46 protein-coding genes and 1 tRNA gene are annotated in these 25991 nt (G+C 59.8%); 4 read left to right on the top strand and 43 right to left on the bottom strand.

Annotated elements, in window-relative coordinates; genetic code table 11:
* Nucleotides 1-23: 23 nt before the first annotated feature.
* From MHM88_RS14650 to MHM88_RS14470, 37 genes are all read right to left on the bottom strand, one after another.
* Nucleotides 24-449: a hypothetical protein gene (locus MHM88_RS14650; RefSeq protein WP_239366701.1), complete on the bottom strand. Its 426-nt coding sequence runs from the start codon at nt 447-449 to the stop codon at nt 24-26.
* Entirely contained in the window at nt 436-897 is a 462-nt protein-coding gene (locus MHM88_RS14645) for a phosphohydrolase (RefSeq protein ID WP_239366698.1), read from the bottom strand. Before MHM88_RS14645 ends, MHM88_RS14650 begins: the two co-directional genes overlap by 14 nt.
* Nucleotides 897-1301: a hypothetical protein gene (locus MHM88_RS14640; RefSeq protein ID WP_239366685.1), complete on the bottom strand. Its 405-nt coding sequence runs from the start codon at nt 1299-1301 to the stop codon at nt 897-899. The genes MHM88_RS14645 and MHM88_RS14640 overlap by 1 nt, the downstream gene beginning before the upstream one ends.
* Before the next feature lie 11 nt (nt 1302-1312).
* Nucleotides 1313-3304 (bottom strand): hypothetical protein, encoded by a 1992-nt coding sequence (locus tag MHM88_RS14635; RefSeq protein ID WP_239366683.1) that lies wholly within the window; start codon nt 3302-3304, stop codon nt 1313-1315.
* On the bottom strand, nt 3301-3498 hold the full coding sequence (locus MHM88_RS14630) for a hypothetical protein (protein ID WP_239366681.1): 198 nt from the start codon (nt 3496-3498) through the stop codon (nt 3301-3303). The genes MHM88_RS14635 and MHM88_RS14630 overlap by 4 nt, the downstream gene beginning before the upstream one ends.
* Nucleotides 3495-3695, bottom strand: a complete 201-nt coding sequence (locus MHM88_RS14625; RefSeq protein WP_239366678.1) for a hypothetical protein — start codon at nt 3693-3695, stop codon at nt 3495-3497. The genes MHM88_RS14630 and MHM88_RS14625 overlap by 4 nt, the downstream gene beginning before the upstream one ends.
* A complete protein-coding gene (locus MHM88_RS14620) occupies nt 3692-4054 on the bottom strand; it encodes a hypothetical protein (protein WP_239366676.1) in 363 nt (120 codons plus the stop codon). Before MHM88_RS14620 ends, MHM88_RS14625 begins: the two co-directional genes overlap by 4 nt.
* Complete coding sequence (locus tag MHM88_RS14615; protein ID WP_239366674.1) at nt 4051-4359, bottom strand: hypothetical protein; 309 nt, start codon at nt 4357-4359, stop codon at nt 4051-4053. The genes MHM88_RS14620 and MHM88_RS14615 overlap by 4 nt, the downstream gene beginning before the upstream one ends.
* Nucleotides 4356-4574: a hypothetical protein gene (locus tag MHM88_RS14610; protein ID WP_239366672.1), complete on the bottom strand. Its 219-nt coding sequence runs from the start codon at nt 4572-4574 to the stop codon at nt 4356-4358. The genes MHM88_RS14615 and MHM88_RS14610 overlap by 4 nt, the downstream gene beginning before the upstream one ends.
* Nucleotides 4574-4867: a hypothetical protein gene (locus MHM88_RS14605; RefSeq protein ID WP_239366670.1), complete on the bottom strand. Its 294-nt coding sequence runs from the start codon at nt 4865-4867 to the stop codon at nt 4574-4576. The genes MHM88_RS14610 and MHM88_RS14605 overlap by 1 nt, the downstream gene beginning before the upstream one ends.
* A 30-nt stretch (nt 4868-4897) precedes the next feature.
* A complete protein-coding gene (locus MHM88_RS14600) occupies nt 4898-5152 on the bottom strand; it encodes a hypothetical protein (protein WP_239366668.1) in 255 nt (84 codons plus the stop codon).
* Nucleotides 5153-5434: 282 nt separating this feature from the next.
* Nucleotides 5435-5812 (bottom strand): hypothetical protein, encoded by a 378-nt coding sequence (locus tag MHM88_RS14595; protein WP_239366666.1) that lies wholly within the window; start codon nt 5810-5812, stop codon nt 5435-5437.
* A 530-nt stretch (nt 5813-6342) separates the two neighbouring features.
* Nucleotides 6343-6756, bottom strand: a complete 414-nt coding sequence (locus tag MHM88_RS14590; protein ID WP_239366663.1) for a hypothetical protein — start codon at nt 6754-6756, stop codon at nt 6343-6345.
* Nucleotides 6740-7363 carry a hypothetical protein gene (locus MHM88_RS14585; RefSeq protein WP_239366660.1) on the bottom strand — a complete coding sequence of 208 codons (624 nt, stop codon included), beginning with the start codon at nt 7361-7363 and terminating at the stop codon, nt 6740-6742. The genes MHM88_RS14590 and MHM88_RS14585 overlap by 17 nt, the downstream gene beginning before the upstream one ends.
* 166 nt (nt 7364-7529) lie before the next feature.
* The gene (locus MHM88_RS14580) at nt 7530-7913 is read right to left on the bottom strand and encodes a cell wall hydrolase (RefSeq protein ID WP_239366657.1); all 384 of its coding nucleotides are present in this window, start codon (nt 7911-7913) and stop codon (nt 7530-7532) included.
* 4 nt (nt 7914-7917) lie between these two features.
* Nucleotides 7918-8133, bottom strand: coding sequence for a hypothetical protein (locus tag MHM88_RS14575; protein WP_239366654.1), 216 nt, complete (start codon nt 8131-8133; stop codon nt 7918-7920).
* On the bottom strand, nt 8130-8492 hold the full coding sequence (locus MHM88_RS14570) for a hypothetical protein (RefSeq protein WP_239366651.1): 363 nt from the start codon (nt 8490-8492) through the stop codon (nt 8130-8132). The genes MHM88_RS14575 and MHM88_RS14570 overlap by 4 nt, the downstream gene beginning before the upstream one ends.
* A complete protein-coding gene (locus MHM88_RS14565; RefSeq protein WP_239366648.1) occupies nt 8489-8977 on the bottom strand; it encodes a hypothetical protein in 489 nt (162 codons plus the stop codon). The genes MHM88_RS14570 and MHM88_RS14565 overlap by 4 nt, the downstream gene beginning before the upstream one ends.
* Entirely contained in the window at nt 8964-9356 is a 393-nt protein-coding gene (locus MHM88_RS14560; protein WP_239366645.1) for a hypothetical protein, read from the bottom strand. Before MHM88_RS14560 ends, MHM88_RS14565 begins: the two co-directional genes overlap by 14 nt.
* Nucleotides 9353-9646: a hypothetical protein gene (locus MHM88_RS14555; RefSeq protein WP_239366642.1), complete on the bottom strand. Its 294-nt coding sequence runs from the start codon at nt 9644-9646 to the stop codon at nt 9353-9355. Before MHM88_RS14555 ends, MHM88_RS14560 begins: the two co-directional genes overlap by 4 nt.
* A complete protein-coding gene (locus MHM88_RS14550; protein ID WP_239366639.1) occupies nt 9630-10100 on the bottom strand; it encodes a hypothetical protein in 471 nt (156 codons plus the stop codon). The genes MHM88_RS14555 and MHM88_RS14550 overlap by 17 nt, the downstream gene beginning before the upstream one ends.
* A 16-nt stretch (nt 10101-10116) precedes the next feature.
* On the bottom strand, nt 10117-10320 hold the full coding sequence (locus MHM88_RS14545; protein ID WP_239366636.1) for a hypothetical protein: 204 nt from the start codon (nt 10318-10320) through the stop codon (nt 10117-10119).
* The gene (locus tag MHM88_RS14540) at nt 10317-10577 is read right to left on the bottom strand and encodes a hypothetical protein (protein WP_239366628.1); all 261 of its coding nucleotides are present in this window, start codon (nt 10575-10577) and stop codon (nt 10317-10319) included. Before MHM88_RS14540 ends, MHM88_RS14545 begins: the two co-directional genes overlap by 4 nt.
* Nucleotides 10564-10821 (bottom strand): hypothetical protein, encoded by a 258-nt coding sequence (locus MHM88_RS14535; protein ID WP_239366625.1) that lies wholly within the window; start codon nt 10819-10821, stop codon nt 10564-10566. The genes MHM88_RS14540 and MHM88_RS14535 overlap by 14 nt, the downstream gene beginning before the upstream one ends.
* Nucleotides 10818-11123 carry a hypothetical protein gene (locus tag MHM88_RS14530; RefSeq protein ID WP_239366622.1) on the bottom strand — a complete coding sequence of 102 codons (306 nt, stop codon included), beginning with the start codon at nt 11121-11123 and terminating at the stop codon, nt 10818-10820. The genes MHM88_RS14535 and MHM88_RS14530 overlap by 4 nt, the downstream gene beginning before the upstream one ends.
* The gene (locus MHM88_RS14525; protein ID WP_239366619.1) at nt 11120-11386 is read right to left on the bottom strand and encodes a hypothetical protein; all 267 of its coding nucleotides are present in this window, start codon (nt 11384-11386) and stop codon (nt 11120-11122) included. The genes MHM88_RS14530 and MHM88_RS14525 overlap by 4 nt, the downstream gene beginning before the upstream one ends.
* Nucleotides 11379-11546, bottom strand: a complete 168-nt coding sequence (locus tag MHM88_RS14520; RefSeq protein ID WP_239366617.1) for a hypothetical protein — start codon at nt 11544-11546, stop codon at nt 11379-11381. The genes MHM88_RS14525 and MHM88_RS14520 overlap by 8 nt, the downstream gene beginning before the upstream one ends.
* Nucleotides 11547-11637: 91 nt before the next feature.
* Nucleotides 11638-11889: a hypothetical protein gene (locus MHM88_RS14515; RefSeq protein ID WP_239366615.1), complete on the bottom strand. Its 252-nt coding sequence runs from the start codon at nt 11887-11889 to the stop codon at nt 11638-11640.
* Nucleotides 11886-12173, bottom strand: coding sequence for a hypothetical protein (locus MHM88_RS14510; RefSeq protein WP_239366613.1), 288 nt, complete (start codon nt 12171-12173; stop codon nt 11886-11888). Before MHM88_RS14510 ends, MHM88_RS14515 begins: the two co-directional genes overlap by 4 nt.
* Complete coding sequence (locus MHM88_RS14505; protein WP_239366611.1) at nt 12164-12682, bottom strand: hypothetical protein; 519 nt, start codon at nt 12680-12682, stop codon at nt 12164-12166. The genes MHM88_RS14510 and MHM88_RS14505 overlap by 10 nt, the downstream gene beginning before the upstream one ends.
* A 16-nt stretch (nt 12683-12698) precedes the next feature.
* Nucleotides 12699-13379, bottom strand: coding sequence for a hypothetical protein (locus MHM88_RS14500; protein WP_239366609.1), 681 nt, complete (start codon nt 13377-13379; stop codon nt 12699-12701).
* A gap of 222 nt (nt 13380-13601) precedes the next feature.
* Nucleotides 13602-14000, bottom strand: coding sequence for a hypothetical protein (locus MHM88_RS14495; protein ID WP_239366607.1), 399 nt, complete (start codon nt 13998-14000; stop codon nt 13602-13604).
* 99 nt (nt 14001-14099) lie between these two features.
* Nucleotides 14100-14375, bottom strand: a complete 276-nt coding sequence (locus MHM88_RS14490; RefSeq protein ID WP_239366605.1) for a hypothetical protein — start codon at nt 14373-14375, stop codon at nt 14100-14102.
* Nucleotides 14369-14779: a hypothetical protein gene (locus MHM88_RS14485; RefSeq protein ID WP_239366603.1), complete on the bottom strand. Its 411-nt coding sequence runs from the start codon at nt 14777-14779 to the stop codon at nt 14369-14371. Before MHM88_RS14485 ends, MHM88_RS14490 begins: the two co-directional genes overlap by 7 nt.
* A gap of 614 nt (nt 14780-15393) precedes the next feature.
* Complete coding sequence (locus tag MHM88_RS14480) at nt 15394-15729, bottom strand: hypothetical protein (protein ID WP_239366600.1); 336 nt, start codon at nt 15727-15729, stop codon at nt 15394-15396.
* A gap of 187 nt (nt 15730-15916) precedes the next feature.
* The gene (locus MHM88_RS14475; protein WP_239366597.1) at nt 15917-16492 is read right to left on the bottom strand and encodes a hypothetical protein; all 576 of its coding nucleotides are present in this window, start codon (nt 16490-16492) and stop codon (nt 15917-15919) included.
* A gap of 949 nt (nt 16493-17441) precedes the next feature.
* Nucleotides 17442-17517, bottom strand: a tRNA-Thr gene (locus tag MHM88_RS14470).
* Nucleotides 17518-17544: 27 nt separating this feature from the next.
* Here MHM88_RS14470 and MHM88_RS14465 point away from each other — a divergent pair.
* Nucleotides 17545-17874 (top strand): H-NS family nucleoid-associated regulatory protein, encoded by a 330-nt coding sequence (locus tag MHM88_RS14465; protein ID WP_239366594.1) that lies wholly within the window; start codon nt 17545-17547, stop codon nt 17872-17874.
* Nucleotides 17875-17884: 10 nt separating this feature from the next.
* On the opposite strand, the gene MHM88_RS14460 is transcribed toward MHM88_RS14465, so the two are convergent.
* The 6 genes from MHM88_RS14460 to MHM88_RS14435 form a co-directional block, all read right to left on the bottom strand.
* The gene (locus tag MHM88_RS14460; protein ID WP_239366591.1) at nt 17885-18088 is read right to left on the bottom strand and encodes a hypothetical protein; all 204 of its coding nucleotides are present in this window, start codon (nt 18086-18088) and stop codon (nt 17885-17887) included.
* Entirely contained in the window at nt 18085-18414 is a 330-nt protein-coding gene (locus MHM88_RS14455) for an HNH endonuclease signature motif containing protein (protein WP_239366588.1), read from the bottom strand. The genes MHM88_RS14460 and MHM88_RS14455 overlap by 4 nt, the downstream gene beginning before the upstream one ends.
* The gene (locus tag MHM88_RS14450; protein WP_239366570.1) at nt 18414-18620 is read right to left on the bottom strand and encodes a hypothetical protein; all 207 of its coding nucleotides are present in this window, start codon (nt 18618-18620) and stop codon (nt 18414-18416) included. Before MHM88_RS14450 ends, MHM88_RS14455 begins: the two co-directional genes overlap by 1 nt.
* Nucleotides 18621-18684: 64 nt before the next feature.
* Nucleotides 18685-21144: a phage/plasmid primase, P4 family gene (locus tag MHM88_RS14445; RefSeq protein WP_239366567.1), complete on the bottom strand. Its 2460-nt coding sequence runs from the start codon at nt 21142-21144 to the stop codon at nt 18685-18687.
* Nucleotides 21141-21467 carry a hypothetical protein gene (locus tag MHM88_RS14440; protein WP_239366564.1) on the bottom strand — a complete coding sequence of 109 codons (327 nt, stop codon included), beginning with the start codon at nt 21465-21467 and terminating at the stop codon, nt 21141-21143. The genes MHM88_RS14445 and MHM88_RS14440 overlap by 4 nt, the downstream gene beginning before the upstream one ends.
* A gap of 2 nt (nt 21468-21469) precedes the next feature.
* Nucleotides 21470-21949: a hypothetical protein gene (locus MHM88_RS14435; protein ID WP_239366528.1), complete on the bottom strand. Its 480-nt coding sequence runs from the start codon at nt 21947-21949 to the stop codon at nt 21470-21472.
* 150 nt (nt 21950-22099) lie between these two features.
* Between MHM88_RS14435 and MHM88_RS14430 the strand changes: the two genes are divergently transcribed.
* From MHM88_RS14430 to MHM88_RS14420, 3 genes are all read left to right on the top strand, one after another.
* Nucleotides 22100-22627, top strand: a complete 528-nt coding sequence (locus MHM88_RS14430) for an HNH endonuclease (protein ID WP_239366526.1) — start codon at nt 22100-22102, stop codon at nt 22625-22627.
* Nucleotides 22624-24369 carry a phage terminase large subunit family protein gene (locus MHM88_RS14425; RefSeq protein WP_239366524.1) on the top strand — a complete coding sequence of 582 codons (1746 nt, stop codon included), beginning with the start codon at nt 22624-22626 and terminating at the stop codon, nt 24367-24369. Before MHM88_RS14430 ends, MHM88_RS14425 begins: the two co-directional genes overlap by 4 nt.
* A gap of 142 nt (nt 24370-24511) precedes the next feature.
* The gene (locus tag MHM88_RS14420) at nt 24512-25987 is read left to right on the top strand and encodes a hypothetical protein (RefSeq protein ID WP_239366522.1); all 1476 of its coding nucleotides are present in this window, start codon (nt 24512-24514) and stop codon (nt 25985-25987) included.
* Nucleotides 25988-25991: the final 4 nt, after the last annotated feature.

Here is a 25991-nt window from a genome sequence, read left to right as displayed (position 1 = left end):
TCATTCGGATGGGACGCTGAGGCCTAAGCCTCAACGTCGTGGTCGTGGCGGTCGACCTCGATCCGGTCGCCGTAGATCTCGACATTCACAGGGGCGTCGTTCTTGGCGTGGAAGCAGTGGACGCGGATCCGGCCGTCCTGGCGCTCGATCCAGATCGACTCCCCACTGGTGAACACGATGTCGATCCGGTCCGCCTCGGTGTCGATGCCGTAGAAGGCCGAGGGACCGCCGTCCTCTTCCTGCCAGTCCTTCAGTTCGGCGCCGGTGAGGTCGAAATGTCCAAAGGCCTCGTCTACCAGCTTCACCAGGTCTTCGCCGACGATCAAATAGTCGTCGGGATAGTAGACCATCCACTTCCCGGGGAACGGGGTCTTGGCGTTCGGGTCACGCTCCCCGACAATGAACCCGTGCTGTTTCAGCAGGGCCTTTTTCAGTTCAAACGGTGGCATTGATCGCGGCCTCCATGAGTTTGTCCTTCACCCCGGCGTAGCGCTTGCGCAGGGCATTCTGGACGAAACGGTTCAGGCCCAGCCAGCGGCGCGGATCCAGATTGTCCTGCTGATCGGCCAGCTTCACCTTGATCGCGCGGAGGTTGCCCGACTGGCAGATCCGGTCGATATAGTCGGCGTAAGGCTCAGCCTTCTTGTTGTGGGTCAGCAGGGTGACGGCATCGACCACCTCCTCTGAGTAACCCATCTCGATCAGGTCTGGGACTGTCACGTCCGTGTCCTCGACGATGTCGTGGAGCCAGGCTGCGTGGAGCGTGTGTTCGTCCTCGCCCTCCAGATAGCCCACCACCCGGGTGATGTGGTTGAACAGCGGGTCACCCCGGCGGTCGGTCTGGCCCGCGAATTTCTCACGGACCAGGGTTTCAGTTTGCTGCAGCGAGGGACACATCAACCCAAGGCCTCCAGCTCGGCCAGGAGTTCTTCCTTGGACTTGCCCGCCAGTTCCTGCTCCTCGCGGTCGGCCAGGGCCTCCAAGATCTTGCGGCGCTTGGCCACCTTCTGTGCCGCGGTCTTCGCCTCCTCGGCATCTTTGAGTTTGGAAGCAATGATATGCTTCAGGATGTCGAGCTGCAGTTCGAGGGTCGGCTTGCGGGGGTCGGGCTTGGTCTGGACGAAACTGTCCTCAGACAGGGACTTCAGCTCGCCGTTCACGTTCCGGGCGATGGTGTCCAGGTCGGCCTTGTTGTTGGCCGCGCTGGTCAGGGGCAGATCCCAGAGCTGCTCAGCGGTCAGCTCCCCCCGGACCGAGGGGAAGCGCAGTTTCTGACGGGAGGCTTTCTCGAAAATGTTCATGGTGTGTCCTCTTAGAACTGGATGTTGTACGGACGGCGGTCGACGATGACCTTGGCGCCGCCTTCGCGGGTGGAAGAGAAGCCCAGACCACTCAGCTGGTCCGGGGTCGGCTGACATTTCGTCTTGTCGCCCAGGACTTCGAACACCTTGCGGTGCTGTTCCAGATCGGGGCGCAGGAACTCGTTGTAGATGCCACGGACCGGCTCGGGGTTGTGGCACCCGTCCAGGATGAAGAACCAGTGCTTGTTGCCGGTGGCGAACTGTTCATCCCAGTGGTTGGGGCTGAGGACCATGGTGTTGACTTTGACCAGGGTCTCGGTGCGGATGCCCCATTTCTCCTGGCTGATGGACCCGGCCTCCATGGCGTTGTCGCCCATGCCCATCTGCACGACCTTGCCGCCCTTGACCTTGAAGGCCAGGGCCTTGACTTCCCCCCTAACCGGCTTCGGGTAGAAGAACTTGTGCGGCACCCCGTCGAACTCGACGTCCAGCTCAAAGCCGACATCGATGCTCTCGCGGCGGGTGAAGTTGTGGATGACGACTTTGTAGTCGCCGTCCTTCAGACGATCCCAGCAGACGTTCTCGACCGGCTCGCGGGACATGCGGCCTCCGGCGTTCATGTCCACATCCAGCTTGCCACTCTTGTTGCCATAGTAGATGAGGTTCCCATCCGGCTCGTAGACGTGGATGTCGAGGTCGTCATGGTTGTACCAGCCCAGCGACACCCGGAAGCGGGCGTCCACCCGGCCCCCGGCCGCTTTCACGCGCTGCTTGACGCTGTCGGCCACGTTGCCATCATAGGACCAGGCGAAGCTGTTGCCCCATTTGAACAGGCGATTGCCGTCGAAGACCGGCGCCGTCAGGCTGGCGAAGTTGTTCAGCATCGAGTTCTCGACCAACAGCTCCATCGAGGTCGCGCCCGGCAGGACATGGGTGATGAAGTCGTTGATCGACAGGCATGGGGCGTTGTCCAGGTTCGGGGCCGCGCTCACCGCTTCTTCCATCAGCAGTGCCGTCAAGTCGCTGTCCTGCATCTGGCCGCGCACCGCATTGTCGACGAACAGCACGTTGTTCACGCTCACGTCCGAAAATTTCGCGTGACGGCGCTGGAGGGCACTTTCCAGGTCCAGCTCACGGATGGTCCCCATAGCGGCTTCGACCATGCGTGGCGTGATCAGCGCGGTCGGGCGCTTGTAGTTCTGCGGCGCAACCTTGGTCTCGAAGGACTTCACGGCCCGCTCCAGATCGACGCCATCGGACAGATCCTGGACCAGAGTGCCGACCACAGTGTTGCGGAACCGCGCGTTGCGGTCCTTGACGTGCTCCCAGACGAACAGGGTCTTGTCCGCCGCGGCGAGATACTTGGCCTGCAGGTTCAGGAAGCCCGCCACGTCCTTACGGAACTCGGCACCGCGGTAGATCGCGTTGCTGTCGATCAGCTCCAGGACCGTGGTCAGCGCATCGGCTGTCAGGGTTTCCAGGCCGCGGCGCAGGACACCGTGAACGGAGTTGACCCGGCCACGGGTCGCATCGGCGTCCCGGTCATAGTGGCGATCAGCAACCCGGCCCACGAAGTGGTTCCAGGCGTGGCTGTGGCCGTCGATGAGCTCGTGGGTCACGGCAGCGCCGTAGCTGCGTTCCTGGGTCCGGAAGACGGAGCGGATCGGCAGGCTCTTGATATACTCGGCCATCTTGGCGGCGACGATGTTGTAGGGATAGCCGATGCCGGGGATGTCCCAGACCGAGACCAGATTGCCGTCGATGATCGCGACGACGTTGCCCAGCCCGCGGATGAACTGCTTGCAGCAGGAGCAGTCATGCTCGGTGTTGGTGCGGAAGATCGGGTTGGTGCCCTCCGGGAACGCGGACAGATAGGTCTCGACGATGGTGTCCCGGTCGCTGTCCACGACGTAGAGCTCGTGCTGGGACATCTCGTTGAAGTGGTTCTCGACCGCAATGGAGAAGTCGGCGAAGGACGAGGTGATGACGGTTTGCTGGTTCATGGTGTGATTGCCTTTGCTTCGTAGGCGGCTTCGCGAGCAGCCCAAACCTTGTCGATGTCGGCCGGGTGGCCGAACTGTTGCTCATATTCAGCCTGGGGCTGCTTTTCAGTCGGGACGTACTCGTCCCAGAACCCGGTCCCGCCAATCGGCCGGGACCGGATGTGCCGGGGGTGGTAGCGGACGAGCAAGCTCACAGCACCACCCCCAACTGGTCGCGGTCGCGCTCATCAAACGAGACGTCCTTCCAGACTTCCGGGCTTTGCTCCTCCGTCCAGATCGTCCGGTTGAGCATCGGCGCCCGGTAGGTGTCGGCGTAGTCCCGGTTCGAGACGAGGACGACGGTGTCGGGGTCGAGCTTTTCCAGCTCGTCGATCAGTTCGCAAACCCTCACGCCTGCGCCTCCCAGTGATCGATGACCGGTTCGATCTCTTCCCAGATCGCTTCGCAGATCTCGTTGGCGGTGTGGTCGGAAACCACATGCGCCCGGTTGCCGTGGATCAGCCAGAAGAAGCCGACATACTCGCCTTCGGCATCCCGGACCCGGAAGGTGGTCTCGTCGGTCGCGGCCACTTCCTTCTGGATCTCGGCGCGCTTGGTCGACTTCTTCACAGCCCATTCCTCGCCGTCGAAGACGGAGATCATGAAGCCGCGTTTCAGGCAGGCAGTGATCAGCGCATTGATGATCTCGGCCTCATCACGCCAGAGCCAGGTGGGGAAGCTCCCGATGTTGTTGCGGATTGGGTAGGTCATTGTGGTAGCTCCATCTTCACGGGGACGACTTCCATGTCCTCCCGCTTTCGGTGGGGTTTCGGATCCAGGTTCCAAAGCTCGTCGACCTCCCCAAAGTCGTATTCGACGTAGTCCACTGTGACGGCACCTTTGAGCCAGTGAGTGAGAGCCACAGACGCTGCGTGTTTCGAATGAAAGAGCCTAGGAGGGTTAACCTCGGAGGGTGGGACCGGTTCGACGTGGGAACCGCCTCTGCCCCCTCGCCCTTTCGGGGCCGGGAGAAAGCCCCCGGAGGGTTTGTGACGAATGGCGAAGAACTCGATCATTCCTCGCCCCCCAGCTGACGGACGACCGGCTCAATCATGTCCGCGATGTTGAAGGTGACCACCTGGTCCCCCATCTCGATCTGCATATGCAGACTGTTCACCCCGCGGCGGACGACGAACTCCTCCTCGCCGACGGAGCCAAAGGCGATCTGTTCATGAAACATCATCGGGGCTTCATTCTTCGGCACGACGGCGCCGTTCAGCCTGACCTCCATCAAATGTCCTCCTTGTGAAACGATGCGAGGATCTCGAGACCCGTCGCGACGGCTTGGGATTGGCCGTTGTCCATGCCCGGGAAGAGCTCCTCGAGCACCTCCCAGGTCTCGAGGCCTTCTTCCCCCTCCACAGTGTGTTCCCGGATCCAGGCCAGGAGCAGCCGGCCCTCATCCGCGATCAGGTCCGGGCTCGGCGGGGCGCTGTCTTCGTAGTAGTTCAGCCAGTCCTCGGGACATTCCATGTCCCGGCCGTTCATTTCGCCCCAGAGCATGGCTTCGGCGATGTCACCCATTTGCTCAGTTCTCCATATTTGGTCACGTCGTCACACGGGTCGTCCAAACCAGTCCAATGCGGACCAGATGTGGAAGGTGTCGTGCTTGTACGGGTGGATTTCAGTTCGGTATTCAGCGCATCCGGCGGGAATGAAGCCGTCGGATGGTGCGCGCTCCAGCTCTCCATCATAGCGGATCTCCAGCCAGCGGTCGGTGTGGTGTTCTGGGCAGATCGGCTCAGTAGGGGATATTCTCCTCTGGTGCAGGATCTCGCCCGAGGGGTTGTGGGTGATGGTCAGGAACATGATCTGTCTCCCAAGGGGGATACTGCCCGTCGACCGCGGGCCAGTAGCGACCCTCGTCGATCTGCACGATTTCTTGGAAGGGGGTCTCGACGTAATGATCGCCCCGGGGACCATCGTTGAGGAACTGCATCCGCAGGGTCGTAGGGCAGTACCAACAGCCCCAGTGCCCGTTGTAGATCCAGAGCTTCAACTGGTCCTCGTCATCGATCTCCGTCACCTCCGCGAAGCATCCCCGGCCGAAGAGATACTGCCCCACCCACCACCGGGTGAGCGGGGCGAGGATCATGCGACGACCTGCGGGCTCTGGGTCGAGATCGGCTGGGTCACGATCAACCGGAGGTTCTCCGCCGTCTGGGCGTTGTCACGCCGGGTGTCGAGCTTCTTCACGATCCCGAAGTTGCGGCCGATGATGACAGAGTCCCCCTCTTCCAAACCGTGGTCCTTCGGCACCTTGAAGTGCGCGCCGCCGCCGGCCATGAAGTCGATCTGGATGGTGTAGGGGCAGACACGTTCCAGCTCCTCGGGGGTGAAGGCCTCGTACCCCCCGTCGGACATGGACAGGACATACTTGTTGTCCCCGTCTTCGGTCAGGAACGTGCCGAACTGGCCAGTGGCGAGGATCTTGAACAGCTGGTTGGTGTTGGGGCTCGGTTGGGTCATGTGGTCCTCCTTCGGACGAATGTTGTTTCTATTGAAGCGAGACTGGACCAGGACATAGTCCCGGGCCGGTCGGTCGTAGTAAGAGCAACGGTCCTCGTAGGATTGTCCGCGGGCGCTCTTATATTGGGTGCTGATCCGGTCGCCATTGACGTGCCGTACCCATTGAGGGGCTTTCCCGGTTTTCAACCGGACCAGATCACCCACCACAAAGCAGTGGTCCATTTTACATCTCCAGTCGGGGTAGAATTTCCTCCGCAATCAGCTCCTTCAGCTCTTCCAATGTGTCGGTCCGGAAAAGAAGTCGGGCATGGATGTCCTGACGCTCGGCCTCCTTCTCTTGTTCCTCGGCACATTGGTTGCAAAGGTCACCATGTAGTGGAGCCTTATTCCCACACCCTGCAGCACAGTTAGGCTGGTTCGCTGTCCGGATCTGACGTTGGCGCCGGTCCTCATGGTGCTTGGCACATAGCTGCGGGTTCCGGTTCGGAACAGCTGGGGCTGAACAGTAATCCCGGCGACATTTCTTCATCTCAGTCAGGCGCCTCCCCGTGAGAAAGAACCACATGGTACTCCCCACACTCAGCAAACCAGGCCAGTTCGAAGAGGCCTGGTTCGTCGTCCTCGACAACGTCCTCGAACCAGCGGCGCGCATAGTCCTCGTCCCAGGTTTCGAGCAGCAGCTGCTGGCTGTTCCAGCCGTAGTTGCGGTAGACCTTGAAATGCCGCAGCTCGCGGGCCAGCTTGACCACATGCTCCATCAGATCGACCGAGTACGCCTCTCCGATGTTGGCCTTTTCGAGGAGGTCTTCCGCCAGCTCGCGGTCGGTCATCTCGTGGGTCGGGAAACCGTTGTCCCGTGCGTTGCCAATGGCCTCAGCCACTTCGGTCATCAACGCGCCCATCAGGCGCATCTCGACGCCGGAATAGTCAATGCTCGCAAGCATCTTGCACCCCCTCGATTTTCTGGTGTTTCAGGTGCTCCCAGAAGTCGACCGGGAGCTCTACATCACACTGTGAGCGGTGGTCGTAGGCTTCAGCGTGGCCGATGTAGCCGAAGACCCGGACGTCGATCCCGTCACTGTCCCAGCCATGGACCGGATCCAGCTCTGGGCTCTCATAGCCCGCCGCCTCAGCGTCGGCGCGAGGGATCCAGAAGCGACTGTCATCACGGAGCCAGTAGTCCTGCATCCAGTCCTGGATCTTGAACAGCTTCGCGTCCGTGTAACCGGAACGCACATCACAGCCGCCGTGGACCTGCAACAGGACGTAGTCCTCGCTGTCCCGCTCAAGGCTGTGGCCTTGCAAGACCTGATCGAAGTTGTTTTCCCAGTTGTAGCTGTTCCAACCCCGGCACCGGTCCTTCGGCCAGAACCCGTGGTCGTCGAGCCAGCATTCCTGCTCACTGTCGACCCCATAGTATTTGTCCGAGTTCCAAACACTCGGCGTTTCCAACACGTTGAACTGGGTGCAGAGGTCGTCCAGCTCCAGGCAGGCCTCAATGTGGTGGTAGGTCGAGACTGTGATTTCTGGGCCGAAGGGCCCGATGGTCAAGGTCGCCTGAGGTTCGGCAGCAAAGTCACGCTGAGCATTAAGCTGGTAGCTGCGGCCGTAGATGCTACCACTATCGCAAAGGTGGTGAGCAGTCGGTTCCGTGAGCATTCCACGGAATAGATGGGAAGTCGTGGTCATATAATCCTCCATCGGATACATGTTCTGGTTACTCCTCGACTTGAGCGAGACGCAACCTCGATTTCGCGAAATCCTCGACCATGAAGGTGTGACCGGCTAAGGCCCCGACGAGGATCATGTCGTCGGCCCACCACGGAGGGGATCCCGAGAAAAAGTGAGTGGCGCCGCCCGACAGGTCGTCGTGCCGGGAGGCCAGGAGTTCAGTGGCCAGCCGGATCCGCTCCTCGTCGGGCGTCAGACTGGCGAATTGGAGGGGCTCGGTGGTCACTGCGCAGACCTCGTCCGGGTAGTAGGACGACGCCACGCGGTTCAGCACGACCTGGCCGACGGCGATTTGACCGTCAACAGGTTCCCCTCTCGCCTCCGCGTATATGACGGAGGCGAGGCACAGGGCGGCAGTTGTGAGGGGCATGGTCTTAGGCGATACCCACCAGTTGGACGGCCTCCGGCGGATTGATCGCAGCACAGGGGAACCCGTCGCTGCCGATCAGCCGGAGTTTCTGGCCCAGCTTCCATTGGGCTGACAGGACCGCAGTGTTGCCGGCGGTCTGCATATCGTTCGAGGTGACCTCAACCGCCGTCGGCTCGTGGTCTTTCAACTTCACGAGGAATTGGAACTTCGGCAGCATCATTCGGTCAGCTCCACCCCTTCGACGACCGCAGAGTCGTACCAGCCGTCGGCATCGGCCATCAGGCGCATCGCAAGGTCCAGATCCGCGTGGGTCTGGAACTGGTAGGTGTCGATGCTGCCGACGTCGGTCAGTGCTTCCCGGGAGGTCTCACCCTCGTCGTACAGGCGGACAGCCGTCTCACCCCAGATCACGGTGATCGGCTCCGGCTTCATCTTGGCGATCTCGGCGGCGAGGAAATTCCACGTCAGGCCGTGGGCGAGGATCGCCGCGGCGCGCTCCCCCCCGCTGAATTGCTTCAGCTGGTTCATGAGCGCGTCGAGGCTGACGGGGGTGGCGAAAAGGGCTAGGGGTTGGATCATTGTGCGAGCCTCCGGGTAATCTGTTGGGCGAGAGGATTGTCGGGGGCGATGAGGTTCAGAGCATCCCGCAGGAGATCCTCGTCGCTCGGTTCGGGTACGGGCTGCACGAGGCAGGTACGGCAAAGGTCCAGCCAGTTGTCGACCAGTTCGGGTGTCCCAGAGATATAGGCTGCGGCAGTGTCCCACTTCACGCAGGTGCCGATGAACCACGGGACGAAGTCCCAGTCGTAGGCGAAGCCGTCCAGGCGGTCGTCGACGTTCGCCACGCAGTAGCCAATGTGAATGGCAAGGGCGAGGTTCCCGCAGCAGTAGCGACCTTGGGCGGCGCCTCCCTCCCATGGCTCCTTGCGGCGGTCGATCAGCGCCTCCCAGGCACACATGGCCGCTTCCAGCTCGATCTCCTTGGTGAACGGGTATTTGCCCAGCTCAGCGTGCTCCCGCTCTGTCAGGAGCAGCTGATGGGTCTTGATCTCAGTACATTTCAAGGTTCTTGACCTCCAGAACGTCAAATTCACCAGACATGCCGACATCGTCGTACAGGTCGCGCTGCAGGATCGCGGCCATCGTGGCGATCGGGGGTAGATACTTCTGCTCAGTCCACCAGTAGGTCTGCAGCTCTTCGTATGGGACAGAGAACCGGACCGTGAACTCGTAGTGTGAGTTTTGGGGTTCGGGGTCGAAGTGGAAGATGCAGCCGGGGTGCTCACGCATCCCCTCTTCGAGCGACAGGTAGTCCGCGGAGGATCCACGTTGGCCGGCCGGGCCATCGCTGAACTGCCACTCCGTGTCGCCGATATGCGCTCGGCCGTTGTGTGCGTCAGGGTCAGTGACGACCCCTTGGACGATCCAAATTTCTCGCGTCATTTCAGATCTGCCTCCTCGACGAAGCTCCGGATCGGGTCACAAGCGTCGAAATAGTTGTCGATCAGGGTGTCGTTCCAGCCGTAGTGCGGGGCGTCCATTGCTGCCTTGACAGACAGCAGCTGGTCCTCGACACGCGGGCCGATTTTGGTGAAGGCCAGTGGGGGGAACGGGCAAGGGTTGCAGGGCATCTCGAAGTGCTCCCCGGTCCAGCGGGCGATGTGCCACTGGACGCGGGCGTCCTCGATCTTGACCCAGTAATGGCCAGGTTTGCGTTCAACACATGCGGGCATAGTAGGTGAACCCTCCCAGCTCTGCGTGGTGGTAGTCGTGGGCGAACAGTTCTTCGCTGGCGGCTTCCCAATCGATGTGCCGGAGAGGCCACCGCGCGTCCCGGTTGATTGCTCCAATATCTGAGGCCAGCTGTTCGGCGTAGGTCTCGCGGTAGTCCTCTTCGATCAGGGTCTCGCCGAGGATCCAGTCGCAGTAGTCCTCCATACTCGCCTTGAAGTCCCGAAGCTGCTTCAGCTCTTGACGATCATCAGCATCGAAGTTTGCGGCCGCCGTTAACAAGTCGGCATGAAGTTGATCGATCTCCTCCTGGGTTGCCCCATAGTCCTCCTCAACCGCCTCTTCATGTTCGGCTTTCGCGTCGAGATAGTCGTTCTCGAGAGCCTCGAGTTCGTCTATCCGCTCCTCAAGGTCGCGGGTGTCGAGGATGTCATCCCCAATGTTCCAGTTTTGCATGTGATCCTCCAACGGATTACCAAAGTTCGTGGTCCTGCCAGCTGTACTGGCTGATGACCGAGGGATCGGCCTTGGGGCCGAACACCAGAATGTCGTCGTCACCCACGTCGCCGTACATGCGGTGGTCGTGGGTCAGATGGATGAAGTCGGGCGGGCCGAAGACCTTGACCGCGGACCAGTATTCCTCGCCGCGGAACCCAATGAAGTGGACGTGGGTCACCACGAAATACCACAGGCCTTTCGGAACTCGCGCTGCGCCTTACGAGTGCCTCGATTATCCCCCTCGCGAAGCCCCTTCTGGTAGGCCTGATAGAGGTGCTTCAAGACGTCGTTGTGGGCCTGGATCACGATCGTCGGTACGGTCTGAACCAGTAGGTCACCGTCCCAGATTTCAGTGATCAGTGTGTCCTGAACAACCGACCAATCATGATAGGCGTAGCGCTCCGGCTCTTCCGGCATCAGGTCAAGGGGTCGCATCGTGGCCTCGATTGAGCCGGTCAAGCGCCCGTTGCACAGTGTTCCGGGCCGTCTGCTCGCAACCATGGTCGAAGGAGACCGTGATCCCGCCGTAGTGGCAGGTCTCGGTGGCGCCCTCTTCGTGAAGCAGCTCGATGAACCGGTCCACCTGGTCCTCGGCCATCCCGCCGAGGATCCGGTTGTCGATGAAGATCTCGACGTAGAAGGAGACGTCGAGGGGGAGAGGCTGTCGGTTCTTGGTCACGATTTCACCCTTTGCGGTTTGAACATGACGGCGAGGTCGTAGCTGCGGGCCAGGTCGGCGCGGATGGCCGCGATGGTCTCGTCGCTCAACCCGTCTTTGATCATGACGGGTGGGATGATCTCCTTGCCGTTGTAGGCCGTGAGTTCGAGCACGACACCGCTGGCCGTGAAATGCTGCTGGCTCGCCTTTCCAATGCTGGCGTCGGCGAAGTGGTAGGTGGAGGCCAGCTGTGCCTCCATATGTGCGAGCCGGAGTTCGAGTTCGGCTCGGGTACGCTTGGGCGGTTTGGGTTTCTTGGTCACGGGATCACCTCGTAGACGTGGAAAACCAGGTCGTCATAGAAGACGGTGTCGATGAACTGGGCGTCGAGCGGGGGCCGCTGGCCGGTCATGACGACCTGGATCAGGCGCTGCTCAGTGGGCTCGCCCGGGACCACTTCGGCCCAGATGACGATGTCCCGCTGTTGTCGCCCGGCGGAGAGGATCCGCAGGGGTTTCGGCATATCCACGGTTTGGTGACTGAGAGTGTCCCGCAGTACAAATTTCCAGATGGTCGGTTCAGACATCACCTTCTCCTAGAAAGTCAGATTTCGAGGTGTGGCCGAGATCCTCAAGCGTCTCGGCGATCTCATCGACGACCCAGGCCGGGTCAGCATGCAGTTCGCTCCGAGGGAACCCAGCTTCCAGATCCCGTAGGATCGCCCCGGCATCAGCCAGAAGGACCAACAAACCCCGCTCGGAACACTGACAACAACGGCTAGAGTGTCCGGTATGGTGCCACGCGACATCCTCTCCGCAGTGTTCGCAGACCTGAGGTTCAGGCATCGTAGGTCTCCAGTTCAGGATCGGGTTCGACGTCCACGTTGAAGAGGACGTAGTCGGTCTCGGCCTTGCTCAGGATCGAGCGGATGACGCGGCAGTACGGCAGTGGGGTCTTGCGCCAGATCATGAAGCCTATGCCGTTGATATATGCTGAGGTCAGTTGATGATCCTCAACCAGGCGCCGGACCCAGGAGATCTCGATGTCAGGCAGGTGGCAGAGCGCCACTTCGGAAAAGGTTCGGGTCATTTTTGTTGCTCCTTCAGGTGTCGGGCCAAGGCCTCCAAATCATCCCAGTCGGCGAAACGTGCTGCATCCGCGAGGGTCATGTCCTCGTTGATGTACCTGAACAGGTTCCGAGCCAGGTTCGTGTTCGGGCGTTTCAACGTTCGCCGGTAGAGGGCAACGGCGACGGCCGAGGCTCCCCACCATTCGAATGCCGAGTCGAACCGCCGAGTGGTCGGCTGGCCCGAGGAAATCACCCGGGCGGCCATGTCAGTGTAGTTCTTGACGGGGGTCTCGCTCAGATACATGCCTCGGCCTCCTGCCGGCAGTAGTCCATGCCGTAGAAGCCCCAGCAGCTGTCGACCTCCTCACCTTCGGCGTCCTTGGTCACGAAACCGTAGACCTCACCGTTCGCCCATTGCGAGTAGGTCTCGACCTCAGATTTGAGGTAGCTGAGGATCTGCTCATGACGGGCCTTGGTGATCCGCTTCCAGCCGTGCTCGCGGCGGACCTGCTCTTTCGAGATCCAGATCACCCCCACGCAGCCGCTGTCCCATGGGCAGCGGAACGGGTTCGAGGGTGCCGCGGTGTAGGCCACGCTGCCGTGATCGTACATCCAGACTGGAAGCCAGATGTGCTCACGGTCGTTCGGGGTGAAGTCCGGGTCCGGGTTCGGGTCCGGGCTGCAGTAGCGAGAGTGGAAGGTCCAGAATGTGCTCGAGTGCCCCCAATCGCGCGGGCTCTCCGGGTGATCGTCGTAGAAGATCTCGATCGTGTGGCCGTCTTTGGCGTCGAAGGTTTCGATTGGGTCGTGCATGTGATCCTCCAGCGGATTAGTGAACGATGCGGGTCGTGGTGCCGAGCGCGGGATCTCCGCGACGGTGGGCATTCACCCAAACTCGAACCCCAGAGCGGTATTGGCGCCAGTGGCCTCGGACCACATGCTCCCGCTTACGGATCCCCGAGGCTCCCTCCTCTCGGCGGGGGGCTTGGGACACAGGTGCAGTGGCCAGGCGGGAGAACGGCACGAATTTCATCGTGTCGCCGACACGAACCGAGATCGCTTTCTCGTTCGTCACCCCCGTGTAGGTGCTGATCCGAGGGGCGCCCTCCAAGCGCAAGTGCAGAGCAGTGGAAGCCTCAAGGAAAAGAGACCGGGCCAGTGTGTTGAGGTTCAAGCCGGAGGGGCTCTGTTCCTTCTCCCGAACGTACGTCTCCATCTCCCTCGAGACGAAGTCGGTCGAGTGTCGCAACCCCCGCGGGTCATAGAGGTCCAGGGTATTGACCTTGTCGTCATCACACCGGCAGTGCAGCCCCCATCCTTGATCGATTTCTACCCACCAGCTAGGGAAATACTGGATCGCGACGTGACCTTCATCCGCCAGACTGTGGATGTTCTCTGTCAGGGCCACATGTTCCTGACGTTGGAGATGGAACACGAGGTAGGGTTGCTGCGACTTAGAGATCGAAAACCGGTGCTTCGCGAACACCTTGGGCAATTGTCTTAATGGCATGTGATCCTCTAGCGGATTACTTCAGCAGATGCCCCGGGACGGGGGACAGTCGTCGGAATTTGTGGAACGGGATTTCCTCCAGCTTCCAGAAGGAACGGTACTCCCCAGCTTGGTCGTCGAACCGGACGAGCCGGCGGCGAGCCCAGGTCTTGCTCGGACACGCGAGCCGATAGGCGGCTCCGGTTCGCGTGTCCGTGACCTTCAGCAGCAGGTCTGGCTCGGTCACGTCTCCTGGAACTCCAGGATGTTCTCGGACAGGCGCTTCATGGTCGCCTCGAGATCGGCCAGGATCGGAGAGCCAAGGGCGCGGCCCTCTTCCACGAGGAAGGCCAAGGTCTTCGTGAACTCCTGCTCACGGGCCTGTTGCGGGGTCGGCTGCTCATCAATCCACGCTTCGAGCTGGGCAAACGCAGCGTCCACGTCAGAGACCTCACGGGCACGGAACAAAGGGGAGACGGTCCGGGTCGCGATCAAGGCGTCCGAGTATTTGAACTCGACTTTGACAGCCGCAGCGTCTCCGCAGAAGCGCACCCATGTGGTGACTTCCGGTTTGATGAAACCACGCTCGGAAAGCGAGGTCTCGAGCATGTCAGCACGGTCGATGAATTGTTTCAGGTCCATAATATCCTCCAACGGATAAAGGGGGGAATTGGGGTGGTCGGTGGCAGTTGTCCGGGATGCCAGCCCGCAGCTAATAAGGCGGTCACCAGTGGTCTCGGTTCAGGAGGTCGCCGGGCCCGGTTCGAGCAGCGCAGTGAAGATGTCCGCGACGTGCCTCTGGCTCGCCTGCAGATCGAGGTTGATGAGTTGCGCATGGTGGCCCTGGATCGTCTTGCGGGCCTGCTCCATGTCGTGCGCAAGCGCGGCCAGATCGTCGCCCAGGTGGCGGTATAGGTATGCGACATTGCCCGCGATAGTCTCCAAGGTGAGGGAGATGTGCATCAGGTCGCGGTGCGCGTCGTTGATCTCTTTGTGCAGTTGTTCGCGACTTACCATTTGACTTCACCAGTCTCGATCAAGCGGGTGAGGACTTCGGCGGCGTGGCTCGGGGTCGGGTTGCGCGGGACGTCCTCGAAGTAGTGCCACGGCTCGAACAGCTTTTCGGCAGTGAGGCCGTCGATGTCCAAGAGTTCCGCCGCGAGGTCAGAGGTGTGATAGTCGAAGGGGACCAGAGGTTGGCCGGGGGCAAAGCCCTCCACCGTCGCAGTGATGTTGGGCAGGTCGCCGAAAACCAGTGCAGCCCCCGCGATGCAACAGGCCGTGCCGCACCACCCTTGAGGAGTGTCAGTGGTCTCGACCTCGAGCCAGCGCCACATGTCAAATTCAAAACCGTGGGCCTGGTCCTCCGGGGCGCCGGCGGCGAGCCAGTCCCGGATTTCGGTTAAAAGCTGAATGTTCATGTCGTAAGATCCTCCATCGGATGCGGGTTCGTTGTGCGGCAGCAGGCAGCGAGGAGTCGAGGGGCATTTCGCGAAATCACGCAGCACGCAGCTCAGCAGCTGGCAGCACGTCCCTGAGATGCTCAGCAGCACGGTTTGAGCAGCTCAGCAGCACGGTTTGAGGGTAGGGTTCGGGTTCGACCCCAGAGGAAAAAGTGTTATGGAAGGGACGTCATTTCTACTAAGAGAAAAAAAGATGATTTTGCGAAATCAAAACTTTCTACCCTAGAGCAATTACTTTCCCTTCCATAACACTTTTTCAGCTCCTCTACTCTCTCTTCTCTTCTCTCTTCTCTTTTTAGAGAGAAGATCAAGAAAGAAGAAAAGAAGAAGAAAGAGAGAAAAAGCTAGTGAAACCAAGGGGTTGTAAGCCATTCTTAATGCGCGCGCCGGGAGGCAACACCTGGCCTAACCCGACCTTCCATAACAGAACCGTAGTGGTGAACCCTCGCGGCCTCAATTTCCCGAAATCCATTTCGCGAAATTTTTAAATTTCCCGAAATCCCTTCCGTCGGCGATTAGGGCCAGCAGCGGAAACGCCGCGAACCCGAACCCGAGCCATAGCAGATGTCCCATCACGTTTTCGCGAAAAGAGGGTAGCGACCGGGGATCCGCGTCCGCTTAGAGCGAGGCTCGGGCAGCGAGTACGGATCGGGTTCGCGCTGTTCAATCCGCTTGGCATCCGTGAGCAGCAGCATCGAGAGCCGCTCAATCCCGGGCCGCGGATGAGGATCGACGATCCGCTGGGCCGCATCACTGCGAACCAGAACCTTGGAGCGCGCCGCGTCGAAGAGGCGAACCGGACGCTTGTTGCTGCGAACCGCCTCGATCAGGGCCGGGGTCGGTGCCTCTTCCAGCGTGGCTAAGGCCTTCCAGCCGTTCGGGGTGTAGGATTGGATTAGCGTGGCCAAAATTCTGTCCTCCTCTGGATTTTAGGCGCACCTCGCCCGTTATCTGGGAAAGTCCCCAAATTTCGGTCTTGCGCGGTACTGAAAGCTGCTAACTCGGCTAGGCCCACAGCGCGGGCCCAGGCGGGCGAGCAGGTCGAACCCGACCCGCAGGTAGCGGATCAGGCCCGGGTTCGGGTTCGGGTTCGGATCAGGCGGCGTTGCGCTCGGCGATTTCGGCCTCGATCCGGGCACGCTTGGCAACCTCAGCGCTCAGCATCTCGGCCAGCTTGCCCAACGTGTCCGCATCAATTTCGGCCATGTTCTTTTCGAGATAGGCCGTCACCCGCTCAGCCGGCGACTTTTCGGCGGGCTTGGCCTTTTCACCCACGACCCACGCTTTCCAAGCGTCCACCGTGGCCCGCCCTGCCAAGGCGCTGATCTGATCCCGGAACCATGCCGCGCCCTTGCCCGGCGCTTCCTGCACAATTTCCTCACCTTCCTTATCCACCTTGGCGAGCACCCGGAACGCTAGGCTGCACAGGTCATAGGCTTGCCGATTGGCCTCCTTTTCCAGCCCGCCGAACTCAGCCCGGATCGCTTCCTTGATCTCTGCCAGTTTGGGGCGGCGCGGGGCCGGAATGGTCAGAGCGTTGATCCGCTCGATCTGAAGCGCTAACCCGATACCGGCGCAAGCCGTGACCAGCGCCACGCTGGCCTTGCCGAACTCACCGCGCGCCGCTTTGATTGCCTTTGCGCTTTCCTTGCTCAATTCGAAGCCGCTCATTGTTCCGTTTCCCTTTCCGTTTCCGTTTGGCCAAGATTTTGTCCTGACCCAGATTTTAGACACACCTCGCCCGTTCCCCTCTCGGGGCTATGTGTTGGCGATGATCCGGGCCGGGGCCGCTTGGCCTTCGCTCCCGATGCATAAGGTGTACACGCTTTTATGGGGGCGTGTCTTGCCAGGGATTGTGACTATGCCGTTGTTATTCCTAGGAAAATTTTGGAATTTCAGAATTAACCACTCTGAACCAACACCGGAATTTAGGGCATGGAAGCAAAATCCGCCCCGGGGTCACGAAGCCTAAACTTTATTTGAGTTGAATGTGAGAGTGCCGCTATGCTAGCGGCCACAATTTACTGGTTTGTGCATACTCTCTCGCCCTCAGACCAAAATTCGGTCCACATGTATCATCGGCTTCTTCGGGTTCTAAAGTTCCTCAACTTTCCGGAGATCGAGTTTCGTATTGTCACACACCTTCTTCTCTCTCCGCGGCGCATCTCCCGCAGCTCACTGGCCCTCCTGATCGAGGAAAACCGAACCACGATCCTGCCCCACCTCCAAGAGCTTGAAAAAATGGGCATTTTGAGCAGCAGCGCTGAGGGGGTGATTTTGACAACCACGGGCCAGAAGCTGATACGGCAGCTCAGCGCGGAAATATTTACCATCTGCAAGGGTGAACGACACGGGTTCAGCGAATATGTCGTCAGAACACTGCTTCAAGGGTACCTACACAGCTCTAAGCGGAAAAAGAGGCTTCCAGACCCCGAATACCTGCTCAACGTGAGGTTTACGCCTCGTCTAAAGCGGGGTGTCAAAATTTGACACCCTCACCCTTGAGCTTGCTGAATAAGCGACATATTGCCGATACCAATCCGCGAGGATCACAAGGAAGCTGTCGACATCTACCCGGTTGACGAACCGGGCTTCAGACCATGGAAAATAAGGGGGGTGTTGGTGCCGGCACCAGGAGTCGAACCCGGGGCCCCCTGATTACAAGTCAGGTGCTCTACCAGCTGAGCTATACCGGCACTCAGGACCGCGTACAGGAACGAAAAATGGAAATCAAGATCACACGTCTATCTGATGAGGAAATTTCTCAGCTGCAGGAGCAGCTTTCTATCGAGATTGATCGACGCGCCGTAGAGCGGAGACGGGAAGCCCTCCTCGCCGCCGAAGCGACAGCGGAAAAATACGGCTTCAAACTGCAAGAGCTTCTATCCGAGTTCCGCGGCGGCACGCAGCCGAAACAGAAACGCGCCTTCCGCGCCAAGTACCGCCACCCAGAGAAGCCCGACCTCACCTGGACTGGCCTGGGTCGGAAACCGAAGTGGCTCGTCGCCGCCGTCGAGCTAGGGCATTCGCTTGACGATATGCGGATCCAATAAGAAAAGGGCCCTACAGGGCCCTTATCGTCTCGGCTGGCTGCTCCGGCTGCTCCTGCCGGAACACCAGCCGGTGCGCAATCTCCTCCCGAAGCGTCACACCCCGACAACCACACCCCACCTGGCCATAGCTGTCGAAGCCTGTGCAGCACAATAGCGCGTCGAGCTCTCTGTAGTCGGCCAGCTCGTTCATGATCTGATCAAAGGTGAGGCTCATGCCGACGCCCCTCGCGCCCGGGCCGCGCGCAGCCGCTGGTTCTTCAGATGGCTCATCATCTCCAGGTGCGCAGGGTTCACACAGCGGCGGTTGTTGCACCCATGATCGATCTGCTTCTTAGAGGGGATGTACCCGTGGACGTTTGTGTAAACGACCCGATGCACAGCCACAGTCTGCCCATCAAGGCTCATACGGGGGTAACCACCCCCGCGGCCGTCGCCTGAGGTCGGGCCGGTCCATTCCCAGCACCCGGTTTCCTCGTCGATCTCAACCCGTGCCATCACCTTATCCATGATGCTCGCGCGGCGATCATGTATCTGGATCATCAGCGAGCCCTCGCGAACACTTCAGCCATCTCCAACATCCCCTCCATCTTGGCCTCGAGGTGACGGATCCGTGCCGCGTTGTCGTCCCCCCGCTTGGTTTGGGAGCGGATCTCAGCCGCAGCCTGCTTCGCGACAGCTCCCTCAGTGCTCTCCAGGCCAGTGATCAGCTCCTCCATCTTTGGCTGGATGTAATGCCCATAGCTCATCGGCTCTTCCTCTTCAGCTTGATCTGCTTGTATTTGATGTCGCGGTAAACGTCGGCCCAGACCGCTACATCGTCGGTACGTTCACAACTGTGACGAAGTCGTAGAATGCTTCTTGGACGCCCATCGCATTCGTCTCGAACTTCAGCTCGAAGCCCATCTCGCTCTGCAGCTCCCGCATTCGCGCCCGGAAGACCCTCGAACCAACAGGCTTCGCACCCCCCGGCCCGAAGCAGAAACTCCAGTACTCTTTGTACAGTTTGGTCTCCAATGTGCGGCTCGTGGGTTTCCCGGAGGAGGAGTCCACCGTCGGGTCGACCTTCACCGTCGGGGACTCCTGCATAAAAAAACGGACTGAGTTGTTCTCCTGTGCGACTTCCTTCAGCAGCTGCTTGTGCGACGGCGGCAGAGTGTATTCGTTGTTCTGCAGCAGCCGGGGCATGGCCTGAACGGCCCAGGCCACAATCGCCTCACGCTCCTCGGACACGATGATGTCGCCCAGATCCGTGCGGCGCTTCTCCGGCGGCACAGGCCGATTGAACTCAAGGATCAGCCAACGGCGGTTGAAGCCCTCTGATGTGTCCTCAGTCTTCGGCGTGTGATTGGACGCGAACCAGTGGGTGCAGATCGGGCGGAACTTGAAGATCTGCTGCCCCTTGTGCTGACCAGACATCTCGGCGCCGTCGACGATGTCCTTGAAGCGCTGACCGTCGATCTTCTTCTTCTCCGAAAGCTCGCCGCAAACGTTGATCAGCTTCTCATGCATCATCGTCGGCAGAAACTTGTCGGCCCAGTCGTTCGGCGGGACAAAACACTTCGCGTCGTCAGGCACCAATGACTGCGCGATCTTCAGCAACTGCGATTTGCCCGACTTCGCCACACCCTGGCACAGAACCACCCGCTGATAGCGCGGCCCCATGCCAAACAGGGTCACACACAACGCCTCCTGCAGCGCTGCAACTTTCAGCTCATAGTCACTGTCGTGACCCCAGCTATCCTGCAAAAACTGGAAGAAGTGCGGGCTGTTCCCGGCCTCCTCCGGCAGGTAGCGGAACGGCAAAGTGTAGACCATGCCATACTCGTGACTGTGCGGCCGCAGCTCCAACGTCTCGTCCAAGAACCCGTTGGCGAAGTTCACCCCCTTCAAATCCTGGGTCTTGATCCCCTGGGTCGCGATGTTGAGGATGGTCGCGTAGATCCCCTTGTGGTCCGAATGCTTCCGAGCCGCCTGCAGGTGCCCGTAGTCGTTCGAGATCTTAGCCATCACCGCCTCCTGAGGCAGGTCTTCCCAGTGGGAGCCCTTGTAGCACCACAGTCCGGTCCCATAGCGGCGCACCTCGTGGATCTGCTCCATGTCCTTCAGCACCGCCTGGGCAAGCTCACTATGGTCAGTGCCCTGCACACCGGTGTTGCGCAGCTCACGCACGCGTTGACGCAACATCGGCACCCGCACACCGGTCTGGCCGGCATCGACGATGTACTGGAACAGGCGTCCCTCATCGAGCGACGACAGGTTCGTGGCCCGGGAGATCCGGTCCAGGATCTTGTCGACGGCAAGGGAGCGCCCCCGGCTCTCGACCGGATGACGTTCGAACTCCCCCCGGAGGAAGTCACGCATGTCGTCGAAGGACCACTCCTCGTCCTCCTTGTCGAAGTCGACGCCGAGCTCTTCCTTCTCCTCCTGGGTCATGTCGTCGTCCCAGCCTTCAGGCAGCTGCTTGCCCTTCTCGTGGACGTCGCGATGCAGGAACCGGATCAGGTTGGTGACATGCTTCTCGATGTCGATACCGTCGCCTGCGACCGCCTCAACGAACTCGGTATTGTAGGAGCGGAGCATCCCGACGGCCTCTTTCAGGGTCCGCTCACCACGCATCACGGCATAGGCGAACAGGCCCGCCTTCTCGGTCAGCGAGGTGTCGCGGGAGCCGGCGGACACGAAATCGGTCAGCTTGGAGCTGCCAGAGAGGCTCAGCTGAATACCACCCTCCTCGACCAGCGCACCACGCAGGATCTGCTCGATCTGAGGATCGAGGGTTGGCAACTGGTCATAGACGGACAGCAGGTCGCAGTTCGCCTTGTAAGGCATTTGGGTGGTCGGGTGGATCGACGGCGGCAACACAACCTGGGTACGGGTCGACAGAAGCTCGCAGATCGTCTCACCCGTTGCGGTCTTGACCCGGAAGGTCTTGTGCCCACTGTACTTGAACGCCAGCACCATCCCCTTAGCGCCAATACGGACCCAGGGAGACTGAGGGACCAGCTTACGGATCAGCTGGATCAGTCCCTCATCTTCACTGTCGATGTCGAGCATACACATGCCCGATTGCTCACCAAGCACGACGCCGATGTTGCCATCAGGGAAGGCATGCAACCACTCTGCCTGCTGTTGCTGCTCAACTGGTGTGTCATGGAAACGCGACCAGTCCATCGGAACTGGACGCTTCTCACGCGAGTAAAGGGGAATGACGGGGATGCCCCGGGCGTAGAAGCCCGGCGCGTGGTTGGCAAAGATGTTCTCGTGGCTCATTTCAGCAGCACCGCCTGGTCGTTGACGAATTGGATGCTGCAGACAGGCTCACGCATCTCGATCTGCATGTGGATCGGCCACTGCTGGCCGTTGCCCGTGTCCAAGAGATCCAGGCCCATCGCCACGTCGTCCAGGTCGCCATGGCAATAGTTGACCCCTTCAGGGTCCGGGAAGGTGTAGGTGGTGATCTGGGTCTCGACGAGGGTGTCCAGCACCATACCGACGACCTCCTCGATCATATCAAGGTCTCCGGAACATTTTCCGGATTTTGTTATTGCGTGGGCAATTCCGGAGACCAGGTTCGTGTTGTCGCTCAGTTTCATGGTTATACCTCAGGTTTGATTGCCGCTTTCAGGCGGTTCATGACTTCAGTGCGTTGACCGGCGTCGAGGACGTCCTCCATCACGGTCAGCACGGTTTCGTGGAACAGGTTGATCTGCTTGAGGTTCGCCGCGCGCTCCTGGATGCCGACGATCTTGTCGAGCAGCGAGGTGGCCGTGCGGAAATAGGCCATGGTCTCGGCGTTATCCTTACTGTCCAACTTGCTGCTGAAGTTGGTCAGCATCTTGAAGAGCTTGTTGCTCTCGCGCTCCAGACGCCCCCACTTATTCGTCTCCTCGGGGATGTCCTCTTCGACGAAGTCCTCCCCCTCGGCCGCGGCACTGGTGAACTGCTGAAGCACTGCGACGTCGTCAGCGGGGTACGGGCACAGCTCCAAAAAGTCAGGATCCGCCTCAATGCACTGGAGGATGACCGCCAGCTTCTTGGCGGCTCCAGGGGGAAGGGCTGGTGGAAATTCGCTCATGTGGTCCTCCGTGGTTGCGAAAGTGTTATGTATCAATCACCCGCAAAACTGAAGTCTATATTTTCGTTGATTTCGCGAAGCAAAGTCGTCATTGCGCCTTGACTACCGTGTTGTTAAATTGCGAGGCAATACGACTTTTGAGGATTGTTCATGGCCGAGCTCCCAGATCAGGACACACTGCAAGCGCTGCTGCGATACGAGCCCGACACCGGGAAGCTGTTCTGGAAGGAGCGGCCACTGGAGCTTTGCAAAAGTGTCAGGGCGCAGAAGATCTTCAATACCCAGCACGCGGGAAAGGAGGCGTTCACCGCGAAACATCCTCGAGGGTATCGGGTGGGCGCAATTAACCGGCAGAATTTTCTCGCCCATCGGGTGATCTGGAAGCTGGTTTACGGGACGGAACCCGACACCATTGATCATGACAACGGAGACCCTGGGGATAATCGGCTGGACAACCTCGTTGACGGAACCCAGCAGCAGAACACACGAAATCAGAGGCTTCGTCAGGGAAATACCTTAGGAGTTATGGGGGTTTACCAGACCGAGGGCCGTGCCTGGCAGGTCCGCTTGTCGAGAGACTATATCGGCACCTTCCCCTGTCTTGGAGAAGCTATTCTCGCTCGAAAAGCCGCGGAGACCCGTCAGGGGTTTCACCCACATCATGGGCGGCGCCAATGAGTAACAGTTACATCGAGGAGCTGTACCGACGCGCCGAAGCCCGGTTCAACGTCGACGCAGAGGACATGTCGTTGGGAGACTGGGTCTGCGCAAACACGCACCTCCGTGGTCGGCCGTTCGATTTCTCGCGCTACCCGTTTCAGAAGCAGATCTGTGACGATCTCCATCCGAACATCGACGTGATCAAACCATCCCAAATTGGTTTGACGGAGGTCCAGATCCGCAAGTCACTGGGCTTCATCGCCCGGAACCGTGGTACGACGCTCATCTTCACCTTCCCCACAGAGAAGATGTTCAAAAAACAGTCCGTGACGCGGATCAAACCTCTGGTGGAGGAAGAGAAGGCCTTCAATCTGGAGACGCGTACCGGTGAGAAGCCAACACGCTCCATGGGTCTGTACCAGGTGGGCAGCAGCTTCATGCACGTCACCAACGCGACCGAAGGTGATGCCACATCGATCTCAGCGGACGCCGTTTTTAACGACGAGGTGGACCTGACGGACCAGCAGATGTTGGCGCTGTTCAACTCTCGTCTGCAGAACTCTGATTTCAAAATCAACCAACGGTTCTCGACTCCGACTTTTTCCAATTTTGGGATCGACAAGGGTTTTCAGGTCTCCGACCAGCATGAGTATTTGTGCAAGTGCGCGGCCTGCAACCACTGGAACGCGCCGATCTTCCGGCCGCAGTTCATCCACATCCCAGGGCTTTCTTCGGACATCAACGATCTCGTCGAGATCGACGAGCAAATGATTGATGACGGCAAGATCGACATCATGAACAGCTACGTGAAGTGTGAGAAATGCCATGCTCCATTGGATCTCGGGAACACTGAGCTCCGTGAATGGGTGCCGCGTTATGCCTCACGGACCCACCACCGAGGTTATCGGGTGTCGCCGTTCTCGACGGACCGCTTGCCGCCGGAATACGTCATCACCCAACTGCTGCGGTACAAATCCAGGGATTACATCCGCGGCTGGTGGAATACTGTGTGTGGTGAGGCCTTCACTGACGGCAACTCGCGCCTTTCGGATGCGGACATCGAGCGCTGCTTCACCGGTCAGATGTCAATCCCCGCCGTCGACGCCAGCGCACCGACCTGGATCGGTGTCGATATGGGGCAAACCTGCCACATTGTGGTCGCCCAAGGGAGCTCCGCCGAAGATCTGCACATTGTACGCTTCGCCGAGGTGCCAATTAAGGAGCTGAACGACTTCATCAAAGACATGCTGGCCACCTACAACGTGATCGGCGGCGCCGTGGACCGCTTCCCCTATACCCCAAACGCGGATGATCTGTGGGAACTCTCCGATGGCCGGATCCTTCCCGTTGAATATCGAGGTCAGAAAAGCGTCAACCTGGTCAAGGATCAGGTCACCGAGGACATCATTTACGCCCAGGCGAACCGGACCCAGGCTATTGACGCTGTCGCCGCGGCGGTTCGCCGGAAGCGGTGGCGCTTTTCGGGCTATGGGAACCAGAAATCGATCATCACTGACCACTTGAAGGACATGGTCCGGGACGAAAACCCGGAAGTCGAGGCGAAGTGGGTCAAGTTGACCGGCTCGGACCACTTTTTTCACGCCCTGGCGTTCCTGGGCCTCGCCGTACGGCTCAAAGAGACCGAACGAGGCCTCTTTTCGGACCCCCGCACCACCGTCGCGGTAGTTGGGGCATCGGTCCAGAGCTTGAACACCAATCTGATCGGCAAAACACAGAAAGCAGGAGGCCTTTTGCGATGATCGCGCTGATTTTCTGGTTGGAAACCGCATTTCCGACCCCAAAATTCGACAGCTGGATCCTCACCCAGTTTCGGAAATAGCCCCCTAGTCGTGGGCAAGTCGCATCTGGTATAAGTCAAGTCAAACTTTGCAGGATACTTGAATGGCCGGCCCACTCGACAAGCTCATGAAAGTCCTCGTCCCCTCACGCGTGAAGCCGAAGGGACAGGCTCAGACGAATACCTTCTCGGCGGACCGAAAGAACCAGGTGCTGACCGCCCCGCGGTACAAAGAACACCTGACCGATCTCTTTACCAGTCGCCAGGCCGATGACAGTCGGAAGCTGATGAAGGAGCTGTTCGTCCAAGATCCGGACGTCTCCGCCGCGGTCAACGCCTTTCTCACCGTCGCAGACACAGACCCAATTTTCACCGTCCGAGACCCCGACGGCAACTTCGACCGGCAGGGCCAGCTCGAGTTGAACAAGATCATCGCCACACTGACCACGCGCTACGACTATCAGAAGGGGTTCCTGATGAAACCGTCGCTGCGCGCCATGTCCGAGGACATGCGCTACATGCTCCTGCTACGCGGGGGTATTGGAGCAGAACTGGTGTTTGATAAGAACCAGGCGCCCACCGAGGTTCGCAACGTCGATATGGCTACAGTCAAGTGGTACGAGAGAGAGCCCAATCTGTTCATCCCCGAACAGGAGACCGAGGCCTCCAGTGACGCGATCCCATTGGACATCCCGACTTTCTTCGTGAGCTTCTTCCGCCGCGACCCGACCTCGATCTACACCTACTCGCCCTTCGTCAGCTCGATCAACACGGTCGCCGCCCGTCAGCAGGTAATCAACGACCTGTATCGGATCATGCAGATTACCGGCTACCCGCGCATGGAGGCCACGGTGCTGGAAGAGGTGCTGCTGAAAAATGCACCGACTGACGTGCAAGCGGACGGCCAAAAACAGCGCGAATACGTCGACCGGGAGATCTCAAGGATCCAGTCCTCCCTGTCCAACACCAGCGCTGACCAGGCCCTCGTCCATACGGACTCGGTCGACATCAAGATGTTCAACGAGAAGTCCCCCTCGAACGCGCTGAACATCGACAGCATCGTCAACGCGCTGAACGCGATGAACCAGGCCGCGTTGCGCTCCATGGCCACCATCCTCGGCCGAGGTGAAAGCGGCGTGAACACCGCCTCGGTCGAGGCCCGGATCTTCTCCATGCATGCTGAGGCCCTGAATGAGCCAGTCGCTGAGATGTGGGCAAAGATGCTCACCATGGCGCTGCGCGTCGTGGCCAAGTCCGAGAGCCAGGTCCACTGCAAGTTTCGCCCAGTTGAGCTGCGTCCGCTGACCGAGCTGGAGCCGATGCTCAACCTACGCGCCGCGCGCCTCCGGCAGGATCTCTCAGACGGTATCATCACCGACGACGAGTATCATCTGGAGATGTACGGACGCCTGCGGCCCGATAGCGCGCCGGAGCTGTCTGGCACCGGGTTCATGAACTCCTCCCCGGTCGACACCAGCGACGTGGCCACCAACGACGACCCGATGGGCCGCTCTCTCACCCCTGAAGGTGGGGACGCCACGAAGAGCAACGCGGTGAAGTCAAAGAGCGCAGGCCAATAAGTCA

It is taken from the genome of Epibacterium sp. MM17-32 (genome assembly GCF_022348205.1).
Taxonomy (GTDB): Bacteria; Pseudomonadota; Alphaproteobacteria; order Rhodobacterales; family Rhodobacteraceae; genus Epibacterium.
Note: the sequence above shows the minus strand (reverse complement) of the source record. Positions and strands in the feature narration are given on the sequence as shown.